Genomic DNA, 3611 nt, shown 5'->3' on the forward strand with positions numbered 1-3611 from the left:
GGCCATACCTCCGTATCTCCTCGCGCTCAGACTGGTAACGGGCATATGCTTCATCTAGCGCCGGATCGCCCGCCGTGTGGGTCTTGATTTCGCCCGCCCGGCACCGGGCTAGGTAATCCTCGATCGCGGCTTCATCCACCGCGCCGGCGGGCCCTTCGGATTCGGCGGGCTCTGCCTCCTCCAAGAGTTCAAGCTCCTTCGTGAGCTCCAGCATGCGGGCCATTGGGGATCGTCTGCGGTCCCGCCGCAGTTCCGCGCCAAGCTGGTAATTGTTCTGCGCCGCGTCGAACACGCGTTTCGCTTCCTCGAACACTTTCGTGGCTTCCTCACTCTCAGCGGCTATCTGCTCCAGCTCTGCCCTCAGCCTTTCAACCTCGCCCCGCACGTGATCCCTCCGGGCCTCGCGCAGGCGCTCCTCCAGAGCCCCCAATTCGAGCTGTGCATCTTCCCGGAGCTCATCCAACGCCCGGAGCTGAGCCCGCAGGCTCTGGGTTTTCTCCGGGCTCTCATCGGCTAACGCCTGGGCCAGCTCCTCTGTGATCTTCTCCCGCGCCTGCTTTGCCTGCGCTAGGCGCTTCTGGGCCTTCGCCTGCTGCGCTTGCAGGCGCTCATACTTCGTGCCCTTCTCCACCAGTTTCAACATGCGCCATCTTCCCTTTCTTGTTCATGTTGCATCCACCGCCCGCACTTGCACCGAACCTGGGCGCTCGGCAAGGCCTTCAGCTTCCTGCCGCACGCCAGACACACGAATGCCGTCAGCTTCGGGCCCCCAGGGCCCGCCAGCTCCCCCACCGGCACCGTCAACCGCTCCGCGCGCCGCTTCCGTCTATCCACCGCGCATTCCTCCCCTCCGGGCCTCGATCTGGGCCTCCAGGGCCTCCACTCTCTCCTCAAGGTCCACGGTTACTGCAAGGTCCGCGCAGGCCTTGATAGTCTCCCGTGCCTCCCGGATCGCCTGCAGGGCCACTTTCAGTTCCCCGGCCTTCTCAGCGGCCTCCAGGATCGCCAGGGCCTTTTTCAGGAGTCGGTCAAGCTCATCTATAAGGGCCGCGCCAGAACTCGCCGCCTGCATCGCCCTGGCGCTCTCAGCGGCTTGAACTAGCTTCGGTATGTGACTATCCCTGTGGCGAATAAGCGCCGTCTTAGAAACTCCGTATCGGTCCGCTATGGTCCGCAATGACGCGGACCGGGTAACTATGGCCTTGTCTATCGCCGCCCGCTCGCCATGGTCGCACACCCTACACTTGCCGGCCATCCTCCTCACCTCCCGCGCGCTCGGCCAGCCGCACAAGCTCGACCCACGTAGGCTTCACCCCTCGCGCTCGACAGTCGGCCACGAAGGCCTCAGCGAAGGCCTCTGCCGCCGCGCGTTCCTCTGCCGTGGGCTCGTCGCTGGCCTCGCGGGCCGCCAGGAACAATTCGGCCCAGGGTTCCACACCATAGCCACCCGCGGCCGCCTGGGTTCGCAGGTCTCGGGCTGCCTGCTCCAGGCGCTCCATTCGCCGTTTCATACCCCTGCTCACCACTCGACTCCCTCCCTCACCAGCCGCGCCGATTGCAGGCGCTCAGGTAATCCTTTGCCACGTCCCACCGCAGTTCCATTTCCTCCGGCCTCAGCCATGCACCGAATAAGATTGCGTATAGGTAATTTTTAGGAACCACTCGGCCACCTCCAGGCATAAAAAAAGCGCCCAAAAGAAGGCGCTAAGGGTCAATGGATTCCATACGTTGACAGGCTATTTTGGATATACATTTCTTTACAAGGCCATTCAAGGGGGCCAACTATATATAAGGCCAACATTGGCCGACATTGGCCACCTTTGGCCCTGTAAAAATTTTACCTGGCCTAAGAAGGCCAAAGATGTCCTAAGAAGGCCAATTATTATAATGGCCACCTTAACGAGTCCCCTACCGTTTTATGGGAGTAGGTAGCTCCCAATACCATGCGTTGCCGTCGCGATAAACTTGAACATTCAGTTCTTTTCTGGCACGTCTCAGGGTTCTGTCGGCAATGTCATGGGCCTGTCGGGCCTCCTCCATGTCTGTTGCCAACTGTCGGCCATCGGCAAGCATAGTCTGTAGAAACTCCTTAGCTTCTGCCCTGGAACCCCTCTCCTCCACGACTACAGGCGCTACAAGGTCATCGCCTGTGATGTCTATGACACCTGCCCACTCCAGTTTCCCATCGTCAGTAATGACGAAACTTTGAGACGGGCCTTCCTTCGCAAGGTTACACACGCTATGCACTAGCGCCCGTTTCTCCTGGTCATGAGGATCTCTGCCCACCATGAGCACACTTCGGGCCGCTGCTGTGAAGTCGATTGAGCCTTGCCCTTTATAAATGGCTTTGTCCTTCATCCCCTTGCTTAGGTGACGAATGAGCAGGAAGGCACAGCCACACCTTTCAGCTAGTCCCGTGATTCCGGCCAGGACGGGCCGAACCTGCTCGAACCTGTTAGAGTTCACATTCGGGCCTAAGAAGGCGGCCAAAGGGTCAATGACCACGAGAACGGGCCGCGCTTGCTCTAGCGCCTGGGCCAGAGTATCAAGGTCTTGCATGGTCGCAGGCACGGTTAGTTTTCCGTCGTCGCCTCTCTTGCCTTCCAGAACGTGAACCCTTGCTAGGTCAGCATTTGCCTTCTCCAGCCTCGGCCTGAGAGTCATACTCAGCGAGTCCTCAGCCGTCATATATAGGACGTTACCGGGCATACGGGCCACCGGCCTCCCGTCCTCTCCGGGTAGCGGAAAACCTCTTGTAAGGGCTGCTGTGATAGCCAGGGCTGCCCATGTCTTTCCGGTCTTAGGATCACCCTCCAGAATCGTGATGCAGTCCAAGGGTATGTAGGGCTTCCATAGCCATCGGGTTTCCTGGGCCTCCACCTCCGACAGATTGACCATGACGGGCCTGTCCCTCCTACGGGCATAGCCTCCAGCGGCCACCTCCTGCAAGGTTTCCTCCAGGATCACCTCAGCACGTCCGATTTCTCCTGCCTGAGCGCTTTCGGTTGCAAGGGCCGCGCCCTTGATGATCCTCCGAAGCGTCGCCTTCTCTTGAACGATCTCCAAATAATATTCAACATTCGCAACTGTCGGCACGTAGTTTGCCAGGGCGCTGATAGCTGAAGCGCCGCCAACTTCCGCAAGAGTTCCTTCGGATCTCATGGCATCCGTCACTGTAATGAGGTCTATGGGCACGCCCTCGGATCTCAGTTTCATGATTGCATCAAAGATTGTCCGATGCGCCTCAGAGTAGAATGCCTGCGTCGTCACCTTGTCTATAACTGCGTCGGCGGCTTCCTCGTCTAATAGCATGGAGCCTAGCAATGCGCGTTCGGCCTCTAGGTTCCAAAGCTCTTGCACTCTATTAGGTATAGCCATGACAACAACTCCTCTCCGGCATCTAACAGCAGCAGCAGGAGTTTGTATGTCTACGGCGAACGTGATAAAATAGGCCGTAAACAAAAAACGCAAAGGATCAATCCATCTTTTCGCACCGCCCCTTACCTAGTCCCGCATGGCATACTCATCGTGTGAGGAGGATTTACCGTGAATCGTTCTTTCGTTGTGGTGCTCCTGGTCGCGCTTCTTCTTCTTGGATCGGTAGCTGTCTC

At 58.6% G+C, this 3611-nt stretch carries 3 protein-coding genes and 1 pseudogene; all 4 read right to left on the bottom strand.

From position 1 onward, the window contains the following. Nucleotides 1-643: pseudogene (locus tag ACE4YL_RS11715) on the bottom strand (hypothetical protein); the annotation flags it as partial. 183 nt (nucleotides 644-826) lie between these two features. Then, on the bottom strand, nucleotides 827-1255 hold the full coding sequence (locus ACE4YL_RS11720) for a hypothetical protein (RefSeq protein ID WP_461369665.1): 429 nt from the start codon (nucleotides 1253-1255) through the stop codon (nucleotides 827-829). Next, nucleotides 1239-1511, bottom strand: a complete 273-nt coding sequence (locus tag ACE4YL_RS11725; RefSeq protein ID WP_461369666.1) for a hypothetical protein — start codon at nucleotides 1509-1511, stop codon at nucleotides 1239-1241. Before ACE4YL_RS11725 ends, ACE4YL_RS11720 begins: the two co-directional genes overlap by 17 nt. Nucleotides 1512-1908: 397 nt before the next feature. Continuing rightward, on the bottom strand, nucleotides 1909-3378 hold the full coding sequence (locus tag ACE4YL_RS11730; protein ID WP_461369667.1) for an AAA family ATPase: 1470 nt from the start codon (nucleotides 3376-3378) through the stop codon (nucleotides 1909-1911). Between the last annotated feature and the right edge of the window lie 233 nt (nucleotides 3379-3611).

This window comes from Candidatus Darwinibacter acetoxidans (genome assembly GCF_041936445.1).
Classification (GTDB): domain Bacteria; phylum Bacillota; class Limnochordia; order Darwinibacteriales; family Darwinibacteriaceae; genus DTU010.